At 63.2% G+C, this 2,347-nt stretch carries 4 protein-coding genes and 1 pseudogene; 4 read left to right on the top strand and 1 reads right to left on the bottom strand.

Annotation, left to right across the window (positions count from 1 at the left end):
- The coding region (locus WA702_RS01825) for an SEC-C metal-binding domain-containing protein (protein WP_425108816.1) at positions 1-91 on the top strand (91 nt) is incomplete at its 5' end.
- Positions 92-98: 7 nt separating this feature from the next.
- On the opposite strand, the gene WA702_RS01820 is transcribed toward WA702_RS01825, so the two are convergent.
- Positions 99-536: a hypothetical protein gene (locus tag WA702_RS01820; RefSeq protein ID WP_425108815.1), complete on the bottom strand. Its 438-nt coding sequence runs from the start codon at positions 534-536 to the stop codon at positions 99-101.
- A 105-nt stretch (positions 537-641) separates the two neighbouring features.
- Between WA702_RS01820 and WA702_RS01815 the strand changes: the two genes are divergently transcribed.
- From WA702_RS01815 to WA702_RS01805, 3 genes and pseudogenes are all read left to right on the top strand, one after another.
- Positions 642-785: a type II toxin-antitoxin system HicB family antitoxin gene (locus tag WA702_RS01815; RefSeq protein ID WP_425108814.1), complete on the top strand. Its 144-nt coding sequence runs from the start codon at positions 642-644 to the stop codon at positions 783-785.
- Between the two features lie 248 nt (positions 786-1,033).
- Positions 1,034-1,216 (top strand): hypothetical protein, encoded by a 183-nt coding sequence (locus tag WA702_RS01810; RefSeq protein WP_425108813.1) that lies wholly within the window; start codon positions 1,034-1,036, stop codon positions 1,214-1,216.
- An 875-nt stretch (positions 1,217-2,091) separates the two neighbouring features.
- Positions 2,092-2,347, top strand: a pseudogene (locus WA702_RS01805) (ABC transporter substrate-binding protein); the annotation flags it as partial.

The following is a 2,347-nucleotide window of genomic DNA, read 5'->3' as shown; positions in this document are numbered from 1 at the left end:
GCCTGCGCGTTCGAACGCGCCGAAGGTCGGCCGCAATGATCCCTGTCCGTGCGGGAGTGGGAAGAAGTACAAGAAGTGTTGTGGAGGCTAGCCGCGGCTCACGGCTCGACGTCACGCGGCGTATCGTGTTTACGTGCAATGTCGAGATCGGTGCCGCATAGCGGCGAAGCGAGCAGGAATTCGGCCAGTGTGCCCATCCGCCCCGGCTCGAAATCGAAGTCTGTGTCGGGCTGCGCGAGCGCCTCGGCGAGGTTCGAGCGCGCATCGGTCAGGCGCAAATAGTACCCGATCGTCAGCAGGACGTGGGTCGGCTGGCCGCCATCGGTGATGAACACGGGGCCATTCACCGCTGCTTTCCTGGCGCTGCTAGTATCCCGGTCGAACTCGGAGTTGGTGAAGGTGGACACGGTTTTGGCCTCATGCCGTTTGGGTGGCAGGCATATTCTGTGTAGATATGTCGCCGCATTCAAGGCCCCGTCGCCGTCGGGCGTGCGCCGGCGGGAAATCGTCGCGACAGAGAAGGCCTCGCCGCGCATGGCAGTCCGCGACCGCAAACCTTGCACTTGATGCCCGGTGCGGGATCATAAAGAATGTGCGCAAGTTCAAGATATGGCAGCGCCTGGTCGACGGGAGATCGTATCGTGGAACGTGTGGTTCAGCTGCACATCGAGAAGCTGCCGGAGAGCGTGTACCTCGCGACCAGCGACGACGTGCAGGGTCTGATGGCGCAGGGCCGCACGATACAGGAACCCCTCGAGATCGCGCGCGCGTTACCAAGAAGCTGATCGATGCCCAGTCGAGCCCGGGCACCACGCTGCAGCCGGCCGGCGAGGCGTTCGATTACCCCCTGATCGTCGCGGTGTGATGGGCGTCGTGTCATGGGGGGCTGGCCGGCTTCCGCTACCGGTACATCGTCAGGCGCCTGAACGACAAGGTCGAATTCGCGCAGCACGCCAATTCGTTTCGACTGCCGCTGGCTGCTGGCTCCTTCTATCCCGACTTTGTCGCGAAGCTGAAGGATGGCCGAACTTTCGTGGTGGAGTACAAGGGCGAGCACCTTGCTGGTGTAGGCAAGGACGATACCAACGAGAAGCGGCTCGTCGGCGCGTTGTGGGAAAAGGCCAGTGCCGGCAAAGGACTGTTCGCGATGATTGAGAAGGATATCGGCGGACGCGGTCCACGACAGCAATTGATTGACAAGATAGAGGGAAAATAGCGCATGCGAGCCGCCGAATGCTGCCTCGCCATGCCATCGCGCACAGTCGATTTGGCGCGCGCTAGATGAGGTGCATTCGTTATCGAATTGACTTGCGCCTAAAACCTAATTTTTATTGTGCTTTCAACGCCATCACCCCTGTCCAGATCTCACGCGAAAAATATATTGCTTTGAGCTGACCCCAAATCAGCCGCATCCTGCCGCCATCCCGCCTCGTGCAGAGGGGCGTTTCGCGATCGTCACGGACGTGGAGGCGGGGAGCGGTGGGCCGCGAGGGCGCGCAGCGTGATCTGATCACGCCGACGAACGCGCCGTTGCGGACGGCCAAGCCGTGTGGTCCTGGCATCCCGGTGCTGATGCCTGCGCAACGCGTCAGCGTTGTCGCAAGACAGGGGCAAGAAAGCCGGTCCCTGGGGAGAGCGCGGAGCAACCGTTAAAACCATCGCGCAGGGAAGGCCGGGGAATCTCGGCCGAACCTGTGGTAACCGCCGCGTGCACTCTTTTTCGCACGCGGGCCATGGGGGCGGCGAGCTCCCGGCCTTCCCTGCGCCCTCTCGTTGTCAGAGGGCGATGCTGCCGCCAAAGCTCGGGCGCAATGCGCCGCGAGGATGCGCGCGGCTGTGCTGTTGATAGTGAAATCGAGAACAGTCGTCCGGCTTCCGGCTTCGAAGTCCATCGCAACCTCGTGTTGCGCCGCAATCGCAAGCCGCGACGCAACATGCAAAATGAGACTGCCCGTCAAGCTTGGCATGGTCGATCCGGCGCGCCGGCCGCCCGTCCTGCGCTAGCCTTGCGGCCAATACGAGGGCCGCGCAACGCACACGGCCCCGTCACATCACGCCGGGCAACGATCCGGCACAGAGGGAGGATCGACGATGGTGAGAGGCGGTTTGGGGCTCGCAGCGCTGACGGCGCTGCTATTGGCGACCACGGCGCACGCCGCCGACAAGATCAAGGTCGGCGTCACAGCGACGCTCGAAGGCACCTACACGGTGCTCGGCGAAGACGGCATGCGCGGCTTCCAGACCGCGCTCAACGTGCTCGGCAAAAATATCGGCGACAAGGAGCTCGACTTCGTCGTCGCCTCCACCGACGCCACGCCGGATTCGGCGGTGCGCGCAGTGCGCAAGC

Source organism: Bradyrhizobium sp. (genome assembly GCF_049798375.1).
Taxonomy (GTDB): Bacteria; Pseudomonadota; Alphaproteobacteria; order Rhizobiales; family Xanthobacteraceae; genus Bradyrhizobium.
Note: the sequence above shows the minus strand (reverse complement) of the source record. Positions and strands in the feature narration are given on the sequence as shown.